The organism is Chitinophaga pinensis DSM 2588, assembly GCF_000024005.1.
GTDB lineage: Bacteria > Bacteroidota > Bacteroidia > Chitinophagales > Chitinophagaceae > Chitinophaga > Chitinophaga pinensis.
Genome location: NC_013132.1, coordinates 1,420,892 through 1,439,512, shown reverse-complemented (window position 1 = coordinate 1,439,512; position 18,621 = coordinate 1,420,892). Strand labels below are relative to the sequence as shown.

The 18,621-nt window shown below is 46.4% G+C and carries 14 protein-coding genes; 9 read left to right on the top strand and 5 right to left on the bottom strand.

Translation table 11 applies throughout. The features are described from left to right. Nucleotides 1-51 precede the first annotated feature (51 nt). The gene (gene uvrA, locus CPIN_RS05980; RefSeq protein ID WP_044220951.1) at nucleotides 52-2,868 is read right to left on the bottom strand and encodes an excinuclease ABC subunit UvrA; all 2,817 of its coding nucleotides are present in this window, start codon (nucleotides 2,866-2,868) and stop codon (nucleotides 52-54) included. A gap of 322 nt (nucleotides 2,869-3,190) precedes the next feature. Between uvrA and CPIN_RS05975 the strand changes: the two genes are divergently transcribed. Then, a complete protein-coding gene (locus CPIN_RS05975) occupies nucleotides 3,191-3,763 on the top strand; it encodes a sigma-70 family RNA polymerase sigma factor (protein WP_012788880.1) in 573 nt (190 codons plus the stop codon). A gap of 61 nt (nucleotides 3,764-3,824) precedes the next feature. Here CPIN_RS05975 and CPIN_RS05970 read toward each other — a convergent pair whose 3' ends face one another. Further along, nucleotides 3,825-5,027 (bottom strand): thiolase family protein, encoded by a 1,203-nt coding sequence (locus tag CPIN_RS05970; protein WP_012788879.1) that lies wholly within the window; start codon nucleotides 5,025-5,027, stop codon nucleotides 3,825-3,827. Nucleotides 5,028-5,369: 342 nt separating this feature from the next. Here CPIN_RS05970 and rlmN point away from each other — a divergent pair, with 342 nt between their 5' ends. Genes rlmN through CPIN_RS05955 form a run of 3 tightly spaced genes read left to right on the top strand, consistent with a single transcriptional unit; the run spans nucleotide 5,370 to nucleotide 8,746 of the window. Beyond that, nucleotides 5,370-6,413, top strand: coding sequence for a dual-specificity RNA methyltransferase RlmN (rlmN, locus tag CPIN_RS05965; RefSeq protein WP_012788878.1), 1,044 nt, complete (start codon nucleotides 5,370-5,372; stop codon nucleotides 6,411-6,413). 35 nt (nucleotides 6,414-6,448) lie between these two features. After that, nucleotides 6,449-7,999: a pseudouridine synthase gene (locus CPIN_RS39305; RefSeq protein ID WP_012788877.1), complete on the top strand. Its 1,551-nt coding sequence runs from the start codon at nucleotides 6,449-6,451 to the stop codon at nucleotides 7,997-7,999. Nucleotides 8,000-8,002: 3 nt separating this feature from the next. Then, nucleotides 8,003-8,746, top strand: a complete 744-nt coding sequence (locus CPIN_RS05955; protein ID WP_012788876.1) for an RluA family pseudouridine synthase — start codon at nucleotides 8,003-8,005, stop codon at nucleotides 8,744-8,746. Between the two features lie 378 nt (nucleotides 8,747-9,124). Here CPIN_RS05955 and CPIN_RS05950 read toward each other — a convergent pair whose 3' ends face one another. Both CPIN_RS05950 and CPIN_RS05945 read right to left on the bottom strand, forming a co-directional pair. After that, nucleotides 9,125-9,760 carry a peroxiredoxin gene (locus CPIN_RS05950; RefSeq protein WP_012788875.1) on the bottom strand — a complete coding sequence of 212 codons (636 nt, stop codon included), beginning with the start codon at nucleotides 9,758-9,760 and terminating at the stop codon, nucleotides 9,125-9,127. Between the two features lie 266 nt (nucleotides 9,761-10,026). Then, nucleotides 10,027-10,611, bottom strand: a complete 585-nt coding sequence (locus CPIN_RS05945; protein WP_012788874.1) for a hypothetical protein — start codon at nucleotides 10,609-10,611, stop codon at nucleotides 10,027-10,029. A 101-nt stretch (nucleotides 10,612-10,712) separates the two neighbouring features. Here CPIN_RS05945 and CPIN_RS05940 point away from each other — a divergent pair, with 101 nt between their 5' ends. Together CPIN_RS05940 and ade are read left to right on the top strand one after the other, a co-directional pair. Beyond that, entirely contained in the window at nucleotides 10,713-11,720 is a 1,008-nt protein-coding gene (locus CPIN_RS05940; RefSeq protein ID WP_012788873.1) for a helix-turn-helix transcriptional regulator, read from the top strand. 11 nt (nucleotides 11,721-11,731) lie between these two features. Beyond that, the gene (gene ade, locus CPIN_RS05935; protein WP_012788872.1) at nucleotides 11,732-13,369 is read left to right on the top strand and encodes an adenine deaminase; all 1,638 of its coding nucleotides are present in this window, start codon (nucleotides 11,732-11,734) and stop codon (nucleotides 13,367-13,369) included. A 52-nt stretch (nucleotides 13,370-13,421) separates the two neighbouring features. Here ade and CPIN_RS05930 read toward each other — a convergent pair whose 3' ends face one another. Beyond that, a complete protein-coding gene (locus CPIN_RS05930; RefSeq protein ID WP_012788871.1) occupies nucleotides 13,422-14,501 on the bottom strand; it encodes an anhydro-N-acetylmuramic acid kinase in 1,080 nt (359 codons plus the stop codon). 113 nt (nucleotides 14,502-14,614) lie between these two features. Between CPIN_RS05930 and CPIN_RS05925 the strand changes: the two genes are divergently transcribed. From CPIN_RS05925 to CPIN_RS05915, 3 genes are all read left to right on the top strand, one after another. Continuing rightward, the gene (locus CPIN_RS05925) at nucleotides 14,615-16,534 is read left to right on the top strand and encodes a vWA domain-containing protein (RefSeq protein WP_012788870.1); all 1,920 of its coding nucleotides are present in this window, start codon (nucleotides 14,615-14,617) and stop codon (nucleotides 16,532-16,534) included. A 129-nt stretch (nucleotides 16,535-16,663) separates the two neighbouring features. Continuing rightward, nucleotides 16,664-17,317 carry a uracil phosphoribosyltransferase gene (upp, locus tag CPIN_RS05920; protein ID WP_012788869.1) on the top strand — a complete coding sequence of 218 codons (654 nt, stop codon included), beginning with the start codon at nucleotides 16,664-16,666 and terminating at the stop codon, nucleotides 17,315-17,317. 203 nt (nucleotides 17,318-17,520) lie between these two features. Further along, nucleotides 17,521-18,537: a PorP/SprF family type IX secretion system membrane protein gene (locus tag CPIN_RS05915; protein WP_012788868.1), complete on the top strand. Its 1,017-nt coding sequence runs from the start codon at nucleotides 17,521-17,523 to the stop codon at nucleotides 18,535-18,537. The last annotated feature ends 84 nt before the right edge of the window (nucleotides 18,538-18,621 follow it).

The window sequence follows — 18,621 nt, the reverse complement described above, 5'->3', positions numbered from 1 at the left end:
CAATGAATTATAGGATTAATTCCTAATTGTTAATTCCTAATTCCTAATTATTTACAAGTATTTTCCTGTATAACTCTCCTTCACATCCTTCAGCCCTTCCGGCAATCCAGCATACAATAACTGTCCGCCACCGGCGCCCCCCTCAGGTCCCAGGTCAATTACCCAGTCAGCACTGCGGATCACGTCAATATTGTGTTCAATTACCAGTACGCTATGTCCCTGATCAATCAGGGCGTTAAAGGAAGCCAGCAGTTTCTTGATGTCATGGAAGTGAAGACCGGTAGTCGGTTCATCGAAGATGAACAGGATATGTCCCTGTGCTTTTCCTTTACCGAGGAAAGAAGCCAGTTTCACACGCTGTGCTTCACCACCACTCAGTGTATCACTACTCTGACCGAGTTTCACATATCCCAGCCCTACATCACTCAGCGGACGAATCTTGTTACAAACGTCTTTTTCATCTTTGAAGAAATCCAGGGACTCTTCCACGCTCATTTCAAGTACGTCATAGATGTTTTTGCCTTTATAGGTCACTTCCAGTACTTCTTCTTTGAAACGGCGGCCACCGCAGGTTTCACATTGCAGGTGAACGTCTGCCAGGAACTGCATTTCTACAATTACTTCTCCTTCTCCTTTGCAGGCGTCGCAACGACCACCGTCCACGTTGAAAGAGAAATGTTTTGGCTGGAATCCACGCATTTTGCTCAGCTGCTGCTTTGCATACAGGTCACGGATTTCGTCATATGCTTTGATATAAGTAACCGGGTTGGAACGGGATGATTTTCCGATCGGATTCTGGTCAACCATTTCGATCTGTGTGATATCATCTACAGCGCCTTTCAGTGCACGGTGCTGCCCTACGCGATCTGCAAATTCACCCTTCAGTTTCATGAGTGCCGGATAAAGGATCTGTTTTACCAGTGTGGTCTTACCGGATCCGCTCACACCGCTCACAACAGTCAGTACCTGTAAAGGGAAATCGACATCGATATTTTTCAGGTTATGTTGACGGCATCCTTCCAGGGAAATCGCTTTTTTCCATTTACGGAGCTTGATCGGCGGCTCAATGCTTAATTGGCCGCTGAGATATTTACCTGTCAGACTTTTACTGTCTTTCAGGATCTCCTGGTAATTACCGGCGAAGATCACCTCACCACCCAGGTGACTGGCCAATGGTCCCATATCGATGATATAGTCGGCTTCTTCCATCATCATTTCATCGTGCTCTACTACGACCACGGTGTTACCCAGGTCACGTAGTTCTTTCAGTACACCAATGAGACGATGGGTATCGCGGGCGTGCAGACCGATACTTGGTTCATCGAGTATGTACATGGAATTGGTCAGATTACTACCCAGCGAGCGGGTCAGCTGTATACGCTGACTTTCCCCACCACTTAATGTGTTGGCCACACGGTTCAGGGTGAGATAACCCAGACCTACATCCAGTAATGTCTTCAGCCGGTGATCAATTTCTACCAGGATTCGCTTTGCTACCTGCTGATCATATTCTGACAGTTGCAGCTGCTGAAACCATTCGTAGAGGTTGCTTACCGGCATATCTACCAGTTGTGCGATATTAACGCCAGCCACTTTAATGTATAAAGCTTCTTTTCTCAGGCGGCCACCTCCGCACTCCGGACAACCAGTCCGGCCACGGTAGCGGGATTGCAGCACACGGTACTGTACTTTGTACAGGTTCTGCTCCACCATTTTGAAAAACTCGTTCAGTCCGTAGAAATGCTCGTTCCCCGTCCAGAGCAACTGAACTTGTTCATCTGTAAGATCAACGATTGGTTTGTGGATCGGGAAATTGAACTTACGGGAGGCTTTTATCAGTGCTTCTTTGTATTCGCCCATCTTCTCACCTCTCCAGGGGGCGATGGCGTTTTCATATACACTCAGGCGTTTGTCAGGTATTACCAGATCGGCGTCAATACCGAGTACCTGGCCGAAACCTTCACATACAGGACAAGCACCGTAAGGGTTGTTGAAGGAGAACAGGTTGGGTACCGGCTCTTCAAACTGCATTCCATCGAGTTCAAAACGGTTGGAGAAGTGTTTCATCTCTTCACCATTTACCTCTACGAGACAGTCGCCCTCGCTTTCATAAAAAGCGGTTTGCACACTATCGCCGATGCGGTGCAGGTCATCCTCTTCAAATTCCTTTGCCACGAGTCGATCCACCAGCAGGTAAGCCTCCTTGGGCAGCGCCGGTTTCTTTTCATCCAGCAATTCTTCGATACGCAGCAGAGCGCCCTTGCCTTTTTCCTTTACATACAGACGGGAAAAACCTTTCTGCATCAGGATCTGCAATTCTTCTTTCACGTCGCGTTTTTCGTGACGGCGGAAGGTAACCAGCAATTGTATCTTGGACCCGGCAGGCAATTTTTTGATATAATCAACCACATCACTCACCTCGTGTTTCTTTACGAGCTGACCGGAGACAGGAGAATATGTTTTGCCGATACGGGCGAAAAAGAGGCGGAGGTAATCGTATATCTCCGTCATAGAGCCCACGGTAGACCGTGGTGTACGGGTGATCACTTTCTGCTCGATGGCAATGGCAGGACAAATCCCCTTGATGTAATCCACATCAGGTTTGTTCATGCGCATAAGGAACTGACGGGCATAAGCGCTGAGGCTCTCCGCATAACGGCGCTGGCCTTCAGCATACAATGTGTCCATGGTCAGTGAAGACTTGCCTGAACCGGAGACTCCGGTTACCACTACCAGCTTGCTTCTTGGAATGCCTACGCTAACATTTTTGAGGTTGTGAACGCGTGCGCCCTTAATGAAAATCTGATCTTGCGTACTAACTGACTGAGCTTCAGTTATTGTTTCCGTTTTCTTCACTTTAGTAGCCATAATAGATGTAAAAATACTGAAAGTAAACCATTCCGGCAGCATTCCATTCTACCTGAATGCGTTATAGGCAAAACCTGCAAGGGCCGCTCAATTCCGTGGGGTTGTGGCTATATTAAATGACAGGAAAATTGCACAAATGAGGGATTGTTTTATTGAACTATTACTTTATATTTGCATTAGATGAAACCTGAAGGTCTTCCCAGGTTCATATTTATAACCGCTAAAACTACCTATTATAGCATAAACTCTACACATTTTTCCTACGACTGTCACAAGTCCTATTTTTATTATAAACCCGCTATTGTAGAAGTTTATGCAAATAATGTACAAACTAAGTGATGAGCAGCTAATTACCCTCTTCAAAAAGGGTCACGCTTCGGCATTGGAAGAATTAGTGCACAGACACAAAGATAAGCTCTATACCTCTATCGTATTACTTGTGAAAGACGCTTTCCTGGCAGAAGACATTTTCCAGGATACCTTTATAAAGATTATAGATACTATCAGAGCTGAACGCTATACGGAAAAAGGAAAATTCCTCCCCTGGGCGATGCGTATTGCACATAACCTGTGTGTGGATCACTTCCGTAAAATCAAGCGTACTCCTATCATCAAGACCAGCGACGACAAAGATATTTTCAACGTATTGAATTTCAGCGAGAGCAGTGCAGAAGAAAAAATGATCACGGCACAGAGCCACGATCGTGTAAGACGTATGCTCGACCTGCTGCCGGAAGAACAGCGTGAGGTGATCATCCTCCGCCACTACGCAGACCTCAGTTTCAAAGAAATTGCCGATCTCACCCAGGTGAGCATCAATACCGCATTGGGCCGTATGAGATATGGTCTGATAAATCTCCGGAAGATGATGACGGAGAAACAGATTTGTTTGTAATCCTTTTTTTGCTTGCCATCAACGGGCGGCCGGGAGACTCCGACCGCCCGTTCTTATTTTCCTATACCAGGTTCTCGTAAATCATCGCGGCGCCCTGTCCTACTCCCACACACATGGTGGTCAGTCCATACTTTGCCTGTGGCCTGCGTTTGAATTCATGCAACAGTGTAGCTGCAATCCGCGCGCCCGTACATCCCAGCGGATGCCCGATGGCGATGGAACCTCCGTTCACATTGATCTTCGAAGTATCTAATCCCAGATCACGGATACAAGCCAGGGCCTGTACGGCAAATGCTTCATTCAATTCAATCAGATCAAGCTGATCTACCGTCAGTCCCGCCCGGTGTAATGCTTTCTGCGAAGCGGGTACCGGACCGATTCCCATAATCGAAGGATCTACACCTGCCACCGCCATTGCCTTTATCTGCATCAATGGTTTCAGGTTATACTGTTTCAATGCCTGCTCTGATACGATCAATACACAGGCAGCACCATCGTTGATACCGGCAGAATTACCTGCGGTAACACTTCCTTCTTTGGCAAAAGCAGGTTTCAGTCCTGCCAGCTTTTCCAGGGAAGTTTCCCTTGGTGGCTCATCATCGCTGATAATTACCTGTCCCTGTTTATTAGGTGTGATAGCGATCGGGATGATCTCTGCCGCCCATTTACCGGCATCATATGCGGTTTTATACTTCAGCTGGCTCTGATAAGCAAACAGATCCTGTTCCTCCCTGCTGATGTTCCACTGACGGGCAACATTTTCTGCCGTTTCGCCCATGGAATAGGGATGATACATGTCTGCCAGCTTCTTATTGGTAAATCGCCAGCCTATTGTAGAATCATACATTTCTGTTTTACGGCTGAAGGCGCCGTCTGCCTTTGGCATCACTAACGGAGCGCGGGTCATGCTTTCCACCCCTCCGGCAAGATATACGTCTCCATCACCACACATAATAGCCCTTGCGGCATCCATAATGGCCTGCATACCGGAGGCACAGAGGCGGTTTACCGTATTACCCGGTACCGTCACGGGCAGTCCGGCCAGTAATGCAGCCATACGGGCCACATCCCGGTTATCTTCACCGGCCTGGTTGGTGGCGCCGGCTATAACATCTTCAATACCAGCAGGATCTAATGTCGGATTACGTTCAAGAATGGCTTTGATCAGGTGAGCCAGCATATCGTCTGGCCGGATCGTACTCAGAACCCCACCATAACGGCCTATTGGGGTGCGGACCGCGTCTACTATGTAAGCAGCTTGCATTGCTTTGATGGATTGCTTTGGTTAATAAAGGTTGTAAATGTAGTGGAATCAAGGGTAATACCAATACAGTAGCCGCTTTCTCCGTTAAAATGGCTTGTTTCTTCCATTAAACCCTTACTACGACGTAATTAGGCCGTTATCTCTCCGTTCATGAACGAAGCGGTAACGGCGTAATGGCGGTATAGTAACGATATAATACGGAGAAATAGCCGGATATTACCCGGAAATCCTTATCTGGAAGGGATCTACCCGTTTTCTGATGGTCCGTGGATAAAATGTCGTACCTTTGCCGCTTACTACCGACTGCCGTAAGGCAGACATTATCTCAATTAAAGGTCAGGAATGAAATCGGGCAAAACAAATATCCGGCACCTCAGCTTACCGGAATTACAGAAATACTTTGGGTCTATAGAGGAAAAGCCTTTCCGCGCCAAACAGGTGTATGAGTGGCTGTGGCTGAAACATGCTACCAGCTTCGACGCTATGACCAACATTTCCAAAGACTTACGCAGTAAACTGGAAGAACATTTCACACTTCCGGCAATCACGACAGATACTACCCAGCACAGCGACGACGGCACCATCAAGAGCCGTTTCAGGCTGCATGACGGGCATATGGTGGAAGGGGTATTGATCCCTACGGACACCCGTCAGACTGCCTGCGTATCTTCCCAGGTGGGTTGCAGTCTGAGCTGCAAATTCTGCGCAACCGGTTATATGGACCGTAAGCGTAACCTGGATTTCGATGAAATTTACGATGAGGTTGCCCTCCTGAACCAGCAGGCAATGGAAGCATATGGCAAGAAGCTCAGCAATATCGTGTATATGGGTATGGGAGAACCACTCCTGAACTATAAAAACGTATTGCAGTCTATTGAGCGCATCACTTCTCCGGATGGTCTGGGTATGTCGCCAAGACGTATCACCGTATCTACTGCCGGGGTAGCCAAAATGATCCGCCAGCTGGGAGACGATAAGGTGAAGTTCAACCTCGCATTATCCCTGCACGCTGCCAATGATGAAAAACGCAGCCAGATCATGCCGATCAATGATACCAACAACCTCAAGGTACTGATCGAAGCATTGAACTACTTCTATAAAGAAACACAAAACCAGATCTCCTTCGAATATATTCTCTTTAAGGACTTTAACGACTCCTTCAAAGATGCCGAAGAGCTGATCCGCATATACCGCCAGGTACCTGCAGATCTGGTCAACATTATTGAGTACAATCCAATTTCCAACGCCCGCTTCATGAAACCTGATGAGGACGTTGCCGAGGCATTCATGGAATACCTGTCCAAAAACAGAGTAAATGCCCGTCTTCGTCGTAGTCGCGGTAAAGACATCGATGCGGCCTGCGGTCAGTTGGCTAATAAAGGTTGATCAGTTTCCTGCAAACAATTTTCAAAAACAAACAGATGAGAAAAAATACACCTGCTAAGAAAGGATTTTCCCCTTTCAAGGAAAATAAAAGCAGCAGTTCCAATAAAGGTGGTCAACGCTTTGGCAACACTGACCGCAAAAGAGGTGATGACGAAAAGCCGGGTCGCGGCGATAAAAGAGGTGAACGCCCTTTCCGCAGCGAACGCAGTGATAAAGAAAACAATGGCCGCGAAGCATCCAAAAGAGGTGAGCGTCCTTTCCGTCCTGCACGTAAGGACGACGATAACAAGGAGCGCGGAGATTTTAAAAGAAACGAACGCCCTTTCCGCCCTGCACGCAAAGACGACGATAACAGGGAGCGCGGAGATTTCAAAAGAAATGAACGTCCTTTACGTCCTGCACGTAAAGACGATGACAATAAAGACCGTGGCGATTTCAAAAAAAGTGACCGCCCTTTCCGTACCGAACGTAAAGAGAATGATGGCGAACACAAAGGTCCACGCGGCTTCCGTAAGGACGGTGGTGAAAAACCAGCTTCTAAACGTCCTGAAAGAGATGAAAACGGCCGCAGACGCCGCATAGAGCCGGTACGCAAAACGGCCAGCGGCAGAACGCCATTCAAACCAAAGCCACAACAGGCGGACGACAGTGCTTTCCATGGCACTGACGATAAAAAAGCCGGTAAACGCGGTAGCAGAGACGAACGTCCTACGCCAAGCGGCTTTAACCGTAAAAAATATTTCGATACTGCTAACGAGCGCTTTGCCGGTAAACAGGATCGTAAACTGGCTACCAGAAGGGCTCGTCATGAAGATGATTCATATGGTAAAAGATCGTCTAAGAATGAAGAATCCGGTAACGCACCAGGCGAAATGCCGCTGAATAAATACATCGCACACTCCGGCCTTTGTTCCCGTAGAAAAGCAGTGGACTTTGTCAAGGAAGGAAAAGTGACCGTAAATGGCGAACTCATTACTGAGCCGGCGTTTAAGGTAACTGCAAAAGACGAAGTAGCGATCAACAACAGGAAGATCAATATCCAGAAAAACCTGGTATATATTCTGTTGAACAAACCAAAAGGATACATCACTACCACTGATGATCCGGAAGGCCGTAAAACAGTCATGGAACTGATCCAGGACGCCACTACAGAAGAACAGCGCGTATATCCTGTAGGCCGTCTTGACCGTAATACATCTGGTTTGCTGCTGCTGACCAATGATGGCGAACTGGCGCAGAAACTGGCGCATCCGAAACACAATATCAAAAAGATTTATCACGTAGGACTGAATAAACCACTGACCAAAGCGCACTTTGAAAACATTCTGCAAGGGGTGACTCTGGAAGATGGTGTGGCCAATGTAGATGCACTTGGATACGTGGAAGCCGGTGATAAAACACAGGTTGGTATTGAAATTCACAGTGGTAAAAACCGTATCGTACGCCGCATTTTCGAACACCTAGAATACGAAGTGGAAAAACTGGACCGTGTTACTTACGCCGGTCTTACCAAGAAGAACATCAACCGTGGTAAATGGCGTTTCCTGACAGAAAAAGAGATCATCCTTCTGAAGCACTTTAAGTAAATTATGCGCATTAACGACATCATCATAAAAGAAACGGCAGACTTTGTTATTCTGAACAAACCTGCAGGTATGCTGACCATTCCGGACAGGCATGATAACCAGCTGGATTCCCTCCAGGGATTGCTGAAAAAGCATTACGGTGAAATCTTCACGGTACACCGCCTGGATAAAGACACCAGTGGCGTGATCCTGTTTGCCAAAAATGAGGTAGCCCACAAATATTATTCGCAGCTGTTCGAAGGCCGTAATGTGAAGAAATTCTATAAAGGCCTGGTAAACGGACAATTACACCCGGAAACCGGCAGCGTGGATGAAGCCATTATGGAGCATCCGACCATCAAAGGCAGAATGGTGACCAACAGAAAGGGTAAAAACGCCCAGACTGACTATCAGGTATTAGAAGCATTTGGCCTCTACAGCCTGGTGCAATTACAGATCCATACAGGCCGTACCCACCAGATTCGCGTACATATGAAGCATCTGGGCCATCCGATCGCCGTAGACGAGCTATATGGTACTGCTGCGCCGGTTTATCTGTCTGCTATCAAGAAGAACTATAAACTGGGTAAAAGAGTAGAGGAAGAACGTCCGCTGCTGAGCCGACTAGGACTGCACGCGTGGCAGTTGCAATTCAAAGATCAGCAGGGAGAAGAAAACGTGATTGAAGCCCCGCTGCCAAAAGATATTCAGGCAGTTGTAACGCAGCTGCGTAAAAACAGCGGCAGAAGCACAGAGCTGGTTTTATAAAAGCGTATACAGACTATTGATATACAGGCGGTTTCGGCAAGAGACCGCCTTTTTTTGTGCCCCGCCCTAGCCTGTTATGTACCTACCTCCTGCCTATCCCCTGCGTATCAAGTCCACCTCCTGTCCATTATAACTTCATCACAACGATATTACCCATAGTACTTAATTAAAATGTTAAAGGCGGTACCTGGCATCGATGCTACCTGGGACCGCCTTTACAGACTGGTATAAAAAGAAAAAACGGGGAGAAATCCCCGTTTCGTAAAAATCAAAAACCAACCATTAAAAAATCTTATGAATAAAAACCTGACACATATAAGGTGCAGGTTTTAAACGAACAAGTTTATCAATTTTCTTACTTGTTAACAGCTTTCTGCCTTATTTGTTCGGCTGAGGCGTTGTTCTTAAGTAAGGCTTAACGATCTTATGACCTTTTGGGAAACGACCCGGAATATCTTCGGTTTTCACCGCAGCGGTCACGATAACGTCTTCACCATCAACCCAGTTTGCAGGAGTCGCTACGCTGTAGTTAGCAGTCAGCTGCAGAGAGTCGATCACACGCAGAATCTCATTGAAGTTTCTGCCGGTTGAAGCCGGATAAGTGATCATCAGTTTTACTTTTTTATCAGGTCCGATAATGAACAAAGACCTTACTGTAAAGGTTTCTGAAGCATTCGGATGGATCATATCATAAAGATCGGAAACTTTCCTGTCTTCGTCAGCGATAATAGGAAACTGAACATCTGTGTTCTGTGTTTCGTTGATATCGTTGATCCAACCCAGGTGTTTTTCCAGTGGATCTACGCTCAGCGCCAGTACTTTTACATTACGCTTTGCGAAATCGTCTTTAAGTTGTGCTGTTTTACCTAATTCGGTAGTACATACGGGTGTATAGTCAGCCGGATGTGAAAATAATACTCCCCAGCTGTCTCCCAGGAACTCATAAAAATCAATATCACCCTGTGAAGTCTTAGCCTGAAAGTTCGGTGCGGTATCTCCTAATCTTAAGCTCATAAGTTCTCTTGTTTTTAGAGTATTCAAAAATAGGATTTTCCTACAAATATTATAGACTTTGCGATGATTTTTCAAAAAAAAAATCCCTGCCTGAAGAACAGGCAGGGCGGAGTTAAGACAAACAACTGGACGCAAAAGGTATTAGGGATAACGCTTACCTAGAAGCGCAACACAACACCGTAGGGGTTACCGGGTCGCTTTTTCGGGGTTATCAGGGTTTTTCAGGGTTCATTCAGGGGTTCACAAGAATAGTATGGGGTACGAGTTTATAAGGTCCTTTCTTTCCAGGCATAATATGCCAGTGTAAACTTAAGATCGTCTGCCAGATCGGATTTTTTACGTGCTGCGTCTTCATCAAATTCCAGTTCAATATAGCCGAGGTACAGTTCATAGCTCTTGTGGAGCATTTCCATACAATGGTCTATTTTTCTGACGTAATGGGGTACGCTGGCAGAAGGTAATGGGGTCACCTGCTCTATATAGTAGCATTCACCTGCTGTATATTCAACCCAGTGGCCGTTCTCGCGGTTTCCGGGGCGGGCTAACCTGAAATACATGTTATCAAACAATACTGCTTTTCCCAGCTCCATCTCCAGATCTATCATATCCGGGATTTGTTCCATGTTTTCCAGCTTCTGTACAATTGTCATCTGCACAGCATCACTTCTGTCCTGTACATAGCGTAACATGGTATTTAACACTTCGTAGGTTGTGATGAAGTCACAACGCTGCCAGGTATCATCTTTTTTGATGTGGCCCCAGAAGGTTAAATAATTGGTATCATCCAGGATGATCTGGCCAACTGATATTGCTTCGGAGGTACTAACAGTAGCGGTATTTGTCTGTTTCATAACCGATTAGTTGTTGATAACGATACAAAGATACCGGTGCAAAACGCAGAGAATTTGCGTAGCGAATTTTAACTATTTTTATCCTCTAAATATTTCCATGCATGCCTAAAAACAAGGATGCTGTTTCGCGTTATCGCTGGATAGACGAGCGTTTACGCAACAAGCGTTTGAGAAAACCCACCCTGGAGGATCTGATTGAATTCGTATCCGGGAAAATGGACACCACCATTTCCGTACGTACGATCCAGAAAGACATCCAGGACATGCGCCATGACCCCGAACTGAACTATAAGGCGCCTATCCTGTACGATCGCAGTACAGGCACTTATCGTTATACTGACGACACCTACTCTATCAATAGTCTGCCCATAGATGAAGCGGATCTCCAGGGGCTGGAAATCGCCATCGGTATACTGGAACAATTCCGCAGTCTCCCTGTCATTGTGCAGTTTGAGGACGCTATCCTCAAAATAGCGACCAGCCTGAAAAAGAACAGGGAAGTACTGGAGCACAAAGGACTGATCAAATTTGCCCGTACCACACAGTACAAAGGCGCTGCGCATATTCCCTTCATCGTAGATGCGATCAAAGGCAGGGAAGTGATACGCATCGCCTATCAGAGTTTTGACCGGAATGAACCGAAAGAACACTGGGTAGAACCGTATCACCTGCGTGAATACCAGTACCGCTTTTACCTGATCGGTAAAAGTCAGAAGGCAAAAGGTGGTACCCTGCTGACATTCGCACTGGACAGGATCGTAGACATCTGGCCGACCAATAAAACATTCGATGAAAAGAACTTCGATGATGCCAGCTATTATCAGCACGCTATCGGCGTGACGGTACCGCAGGGAGAACCAGAAAAAGTGATACTGGCATTTACCCCATTGCAGGGTAAGTACATTAAATCACAACCTATCCATCCTTCACAGCAGGTTGAAAAAGACAATGACAAGGAATGCCGCATTTCTATCAATGTTGTGATCAATCATGAATTACAGATGCTGCTGTTGAGTTATGGCGCAAACGTAAAAGTGCTGCAACCTGCGTCACTGACAGAAAAGCTCTCCGCAGAAGCTAAAAAAATGCTGCAAAATTATTCATCTTAAAATCACAGGGAATGTCCACCTCCTTTCAGATATCCGGTAACCTGATAGATATCCTGCAACAAAAGATCTATCCGGCTACCGTTACCGTTGAAAACGGCCGTATCGCCCGTATTACAGAAGACGCAACGACACATGAACAGTACCTGCTGCCTGGTTTTGTAGATGCACATGTGCACGTAGAAAGCTCTATGCTGACGCCCTCACAATTCGCCAGACTGGCCGTTGTACATGGTACCATAGCTACGGTTTCAGATCCGCACGAAATAGCGAACGTACTGGGTGTACAGGGTGTTGAATACATGCTGGAAAACGGGAAGACCGTTCCCTTTAAGTTCTGCTTCGGCGCGCCTTCCTGCGTACCCGCAACCATCTTTGAAACAGCAGGTGCTGAAGTCACAGTTGCGGATGTAGAAGCATTACTGCAAAAACCGGAAGTACTTTATCTCACAGAGATGATGAACTTCCCCGGCGTACTGCATGAACAGGCAGATGTAATGGAGAAGATTGCAGCGGCAAAACGTATCGGTAAACCTGTTGATGGACATGCACCTGGTCTGCGGGGCGAAGACGCAAAAAAGTATATCGCTGCCGGCATCAGTACAGATCACGAATGTTTTACCGCAGCGGAAGCATTAGACAAACTGCAATACGGTATGCATATCCTGATCAGAGAAGGCAGTGCTGCTCGCAACTTCGACGCGCTCATACCACTGTTACAGGATCATCCTGAAAAGATCATGTTCTGTAGTGATGATAAGCACCCGGATAATCTTGTAGAAGGACATATCGATGCACTGGTAAGAAGAGCATTGGCATTAAAGATTGATCTGTTTAAAGTACTGCGTGCGGCCTGTGTGAATCCGGTATTACATTACAAGATACCTGCCGGATTATTACGCGTAGGCGATCCTGCTGACTTTATCGTGGCAGATCATCCCGACACATTCAACATCAAGGCAACTTATATCAACGGTCAGCTGGTCGCCCAAAACGGAGAAACATTGATCCCTTCTGTCATTGCACCGGTGATTAACAACTTTGCCTGTACACCAAAATCAACAAGCGATTTTCGTATTACCGCTGACGGTATTACGGCGAAAGTAAAAGTGATAGAAGCGCTCGACGGACAACTGATCACCAATAGTTTTACAGAGACATTGCCTGTTGTGGACAATCAGTTATTCTCTTCAACAGAAAAAGACATACTGAAACTGGCGGTCGTAAACCGTTACCAGGAAGCGCCTGTCGCATTGGGCTTCATCAGGAACTTTGGTTTTAAACAGGGCGCTATTGCTTCATCCGTTGCGCATGACAGCCATAATATCATCGTAGTCGGCGTAGATGATGAAAGCATCGCAGAGGCAGTCAATGCAGTCATTACACATAAGGGCGGTGTAAGTGTAGTGAGCAATAGTGAAGTGAGCATATTGCCGTTGCCTGTTGCCGGGTTAATGAGCAACTTAGATGGTTATGAAGTAGCGGCACAATACAGTCAGCTGGACAAAGCGGCGAAAGCACTGGGAAGCAAACTGGATGCGCCTTTCATGACATTATCATTCATGGCGCTGCTGGTTATTCCGCATCTGAAACTGAGTGACAAGGGATTGTTTGACGGAGATCATTTCAGCTTTACAGCAGCTATCTTATAGCATATTGATTATAATTGCAGGTATATGCATACATATACCTGCAATTTGTTTGTCACACTGCCCACAAAGCCCCGCCTACACTATCTTTTTCAGCACCTGTTACAGATGCCAGTGCATTTGGTTCCTGTCTCCAGCGCAATGCCCCCAGTAATGCAATCATCAGCGCATTCCTGAAAGGTTCTTCCTGAACAGTTACCGTAATATTTTGTACCTGTAACGCCTGCTGTATTGTCTCTACCAGGTAGGTATTCTTCGTACCACCACCTGTCAGTAAGAGATTATGCGTTACACCTTCTTCCTGAGAAGCCAGTTGTCGTACGGCTACCGCAATCTGCGCGGCAATGTGCTGCGTATAAGTATTCAGTTTCCCTTGTGTTGACAGCTGATGTTGCTGGATCATCGGCAGAATAGTACCGGTTCCGAATTTTGCTGCCAATGTCTTGGGGTATTTTTCATTGTAGAAAGCCAATCCGTTCAGCGCATCCAGCAGTTTCTGATCGGTCACACCGCCAGCTGCCAGTTTACCTTCTTCATCAAATGCACGGCCCAGCATTCCCGCCAGGGTATCCAGCACATAATTAGCCGGACAAACGTCCCATGCGATCAGCTGACCATCCTGTTCCGCTGCGATAGTCGCATTTTCTCCCAGGTTCACCCGGAAACGGTAATCCGGGAACAGCAGTTGTTCTGCCACCGGCAGTACCGGCGCTCCTTTTCCGCCTAAAGCGATATCCATCGCACGCAGATCACCGATCACCGACAGGCCGGTAACGGCAGCAATAGCAGCGCCATCTCCCAGCTGGGCGGTCATTTTCTGTGCAGGCACATGGAATACTGTATGTCCGTGTGCAGCAATAAAATGTACTTTATGGTCGAGTTCATGCTGTGTAATGAACTGATTGATAGCATGGCCGGTAAAATGTCCATATTCAGCATGGAGCAACAGGTAATCCCGGGCAGACAGTTTTGCCGCAGCACTCAGTTTTTCCTCCCATTCGGAGGTATATGCCAGGCGTTCTGCCGCCTTTATTTCGTAAGTCCATTTTCCACGTACTTCTGTCAATGCCACAAAAACCAGGTCCAATCCTGCCAGCGAAGTACCTGACGTTACACCAATTACATTATAAACCATGCGGTAAAATTTGTGCAAAAGTAAATAATGTGCCGCTTTCATCATTTTTTTTCAGGTTTTATGGAATCAGGGGGTGGTCGTGCATCTTAAATGCGGACTTAAAACAATGTGCCATGCAAAAACATCTCACGCTGCTGCTCCTGGGCTTTATGGCTTTCAGTATTGCAGGTATACCTAATGAAGGATTTGCACAATCGATCGCCAGGCTTTCCCCTGCAACTCAATCTTTTAAAATTACAGGCCGGGTAACCGACCACAATAACAACCAACCTCTTGCCGGCGTCACCATCAGGATACGTGGGAAAGGCAGCAATTCAGGCACAATAACGAACATTGATGGCCGCTTTGAGATGCTGATAGATACTACAACGGTGGTCGACGTGATGTACATTGGATATAAAACTAAAACCCTTACACTGCGAAAAGGCCGGTCCAGATCATCATATATGATTCAACTGGACCCGGTTAATACAAGTTTGCAGGAAGATGTCGTGGTAAACGCTATGATAGTACCAGAGGCGCCAAAAACTGTAGCTGGTTCACCCGTTGTAAACGCTTACATGAAGAGCGCCAGTCCGGCATTTTACGGTTCAAGAGCGCCACAGTTCAATACGGAAGACTATAGTCCTGTGAATGAAAACCGCTTTCATACGGTGGCCAGTGATCCGCTCAGTACCTTTTCCATTGACGTGGACAGAGCTTCTTATTCCAACGTCCGTCGTTTTCTGAATGAAGGCAATATGCCACCGGTAGATGCGGTGAGAGTGGAAGAAATGATCAACTATTTTGATTATAAATACAGTAATCCAACAGGTAACACACCGGTAGCCGTACGCACTGATATGGCCATATGTCCGTGGAACACCGCACACCAGCTGGTGCGCATTGCCTTAAAAGGGAAAGATGTAGCAAAAGATAACCTGCCTCCTTCCAACCTGGTATTTCTGATCGATGTATCAGGTTCTATGAGTGATGCGAAGAAACTGCCACTGGTAAAACAGGCGTTCAAATTACTGGTGAACCAGTTAAGACCTGTTGACAGGGTAGCGATTGTGGTATATGCCGGCGCTGCAGGACTGGTACTGCCATCGACTTCCGGCGATCATAAAACAGCGATTCTGGATGCCCTGGATAAACTGGAAGCCGGAGGATCCACTGCTGGCGGAGAAGGCGTACAACTAGCCTACAAAACAGCTACTGAATATCTGCTGAAGAGTGGCAACAACCGCGTGATCATTGCGACAGATGGCGACTTTAACGTTGGTCCTTCCAGTGATGGCGAACTGCAACGCATCATCGAAAAGAAACGCGAAAAAGGCATATTCCTTTCCGTACTGGGTTTTGGTATGGGTAATTATAAAGACAATAAGCTGGAATTGCTGGCTGACAAAGGAAACGGTAACTACGCGTATATCGACAATTTCGAAGAGGCACGCCGCACTTTTGCCACCGAATTCGGCGGCACTCTGTTCACCATTGCAAAGGATGTGAAGCTGCAGGTAGAATTCAACCCTAAGTATGTACAATCGTACAGGCTGGTAGGTTATGAGAACAGGCTATTGAATAATGAAGACTTCAATGATGATAAGAAAGACGCCGGCGATATGGGTGCAGGTCATACCGTGACTGCCCTGTACGAAGTGGTTCCGGTAGGCGTACAGACCGGTCAGCCGGCCGTAGATCCTTTAAAGTACCAGCAAAATCAACCTGTGTCCGGCGATAACACGGAAGTGCTAACTGTAAAACTGCGGTATAAAAACCCGGCAGACACCAGCAGTCAGCTGATTTCCCAGGTATTGCACTGGAAACGGCAGGATATCAGCGCAGCGCCTGAAGATTTCCGTATGGCCACTGCTGTTGCGGACTTCGGACTGCTGTTGCGTAACTCCGAACACAAGGGGAACGCCAGTTATGAGCAGGTATTGAAATTAGCCGGAAATGCCCGTGGGACGGACGAAGAAGGCTATCGGGCGGAATTTATTCAATTGGTAAAAAAAGCACAATTAATCAGTAACAATCATGGCACTAAATAGTTCGTTTTAGCCGGCCTTTCTTCATTGTTTTTCCCAGGTGGTTCAGGGTTTTAGGATCCTGAACCACATTTTCGTTACATTATTGTTATTAAGCCTTCCGGGCTTTGAAAATTTTGGTATTTTGCACCCATGATAGTGAATCTAAGTAGTACCAATTCGTTAGTGGGAGAATGGCTAAGTGAGATAAGAAGCGCAGAAATCCAGACAGACCGTATGCGTTTCAGACGCAATATGGAAAGAGTGGGCGAAATCGCCGCTTATGAGATCAGCAAAACATTGGAATACGAGGAGAAAGAAATACAGACGCCGCTTGGTATCGCTAATTGCCGGGTATTAAAACAACAACCTGTTCTCGCTACTATCCTGAGAGCTGGCCTTGCATTACACCAGGGTTTGCTGCACTACTTTGATAAAGCTGATCATGCCTTCATTTCTGCGTACCGTAAGCATAAACACGACGGTACATTTGATATCAACCTTGAATACGTATCCAGTCCGTCTATTGATGGCCAGGTAGTTATCCTTTCAGATCCCATGCTCGCTACCGGCGCGTCCCTGGTGAAAACCATCGAACACCTGCAAAGCCTGGGTAAACCAAAGCATATCCACCTTGTAGTAGCCATCGCCTGTACCGTAGGAATTGAATATGTACAAAGACACGCCGACAACAATCTGAGCATCTGGGCCGGTGACATTGATGACGAACTAACGGCCAAAGGCTATATTGTACCCGGACTTGGAGATGCCGGAGACCTCGCATTTGGAAATAAGCTACAGCAGTAAGAACCTATTAATCGTGAGAATGGATCAATTTCAAAAAAATTGAGTAGTCAGCCAAATAAAAACTAGACTGTTTAAGCATTCATTTATAACACTTTAGGGATTTCTCTAACACAATGTTATATATTTTTAATTTGGAATATGAGTAGCATTGTGTACCTTCACATGGAACCATGAGAAAACCCTATACTTATAAGTATTTTTTTATGAAAAAAGTGTTGCTGTTTTTCACGATTGCCCTTTATCTGATGAACCCGGCCAGGGCGCAGGATCCGCATTTTTCGCAGTTCTTCGCCTCCCCACTCACACTTAATCCGGCAATGACTGGCCTGTTTTCAGGCGATTTTCGTGTCTCAGGGAACTATCGTTCACAGTGGAGCAGTATTTCGACTCCATTTACCACCGGGACCGCGGCAGTGGACTTCGGCATTCTGAAGAATGTATTGAATTACACAGACATCTGGGGTGTTGGTGTAATGGCGATGTATGACAGAACCGGCGGTGGTGCACTGACCTCTACATACCTGAGTTTTAGTACGGCCTACCATAAAGGACTGGACCCGGAAGGGAACCACACCCTCGCAGTAGGTTTACAGGCTACCCTGGTACAAAAACGTCTGGACCAGACGAAATTGATATTTGAAAACCAGATCGACAATAACGGGTACAATCCTGCTATTCCGAATGGTGAAACATTCGTCAATCCGACCATCTCTTATTTAGATCCGAATATCGGTATCTTGTATAATGGACTTGTGGGCGAATCATCCAATATATATCTGGGTGCGTCTTATTATCATATTACCCAGCCTACTGAAACCTTCATGGCGCAGAACAACAACCGTCTGACCTCCAGGTATACAGTACATGGTGGTGGTTCTGTACCAGTAAATGGGGCTAACCGCATCCACTTCAGTGCTATATTCATGAAGCAGAGTACTGCATCTGAAATATCATTCGGTGGCGCTTATGGTTTCAACCTGAACGGAGACGATGAAAATCCAACCACGTTCTATCTGGGTAGCTGGTACCGTGTTAAAGATGCGATTAACCCGTATCTCGGTCTTGAGATCGGAGGTTTCACCTTCGGTGCTTCATATGACACGAACGTATCTACGCTGAGACCAGCGTCTAACTATCGCGGAGGTATAGAGTTATCTCTTATCTACATACATAGACGTAACGAAGGAAGCAAATACAGAACACTCTGTCCGAGGTTCTGATCTGATAAAAAGATATTTCAAAAGAACCTGCCAGTTGCATAAGCTGGCAGGTTTTTTATTGTCCGTATATATTTTTTACCATTG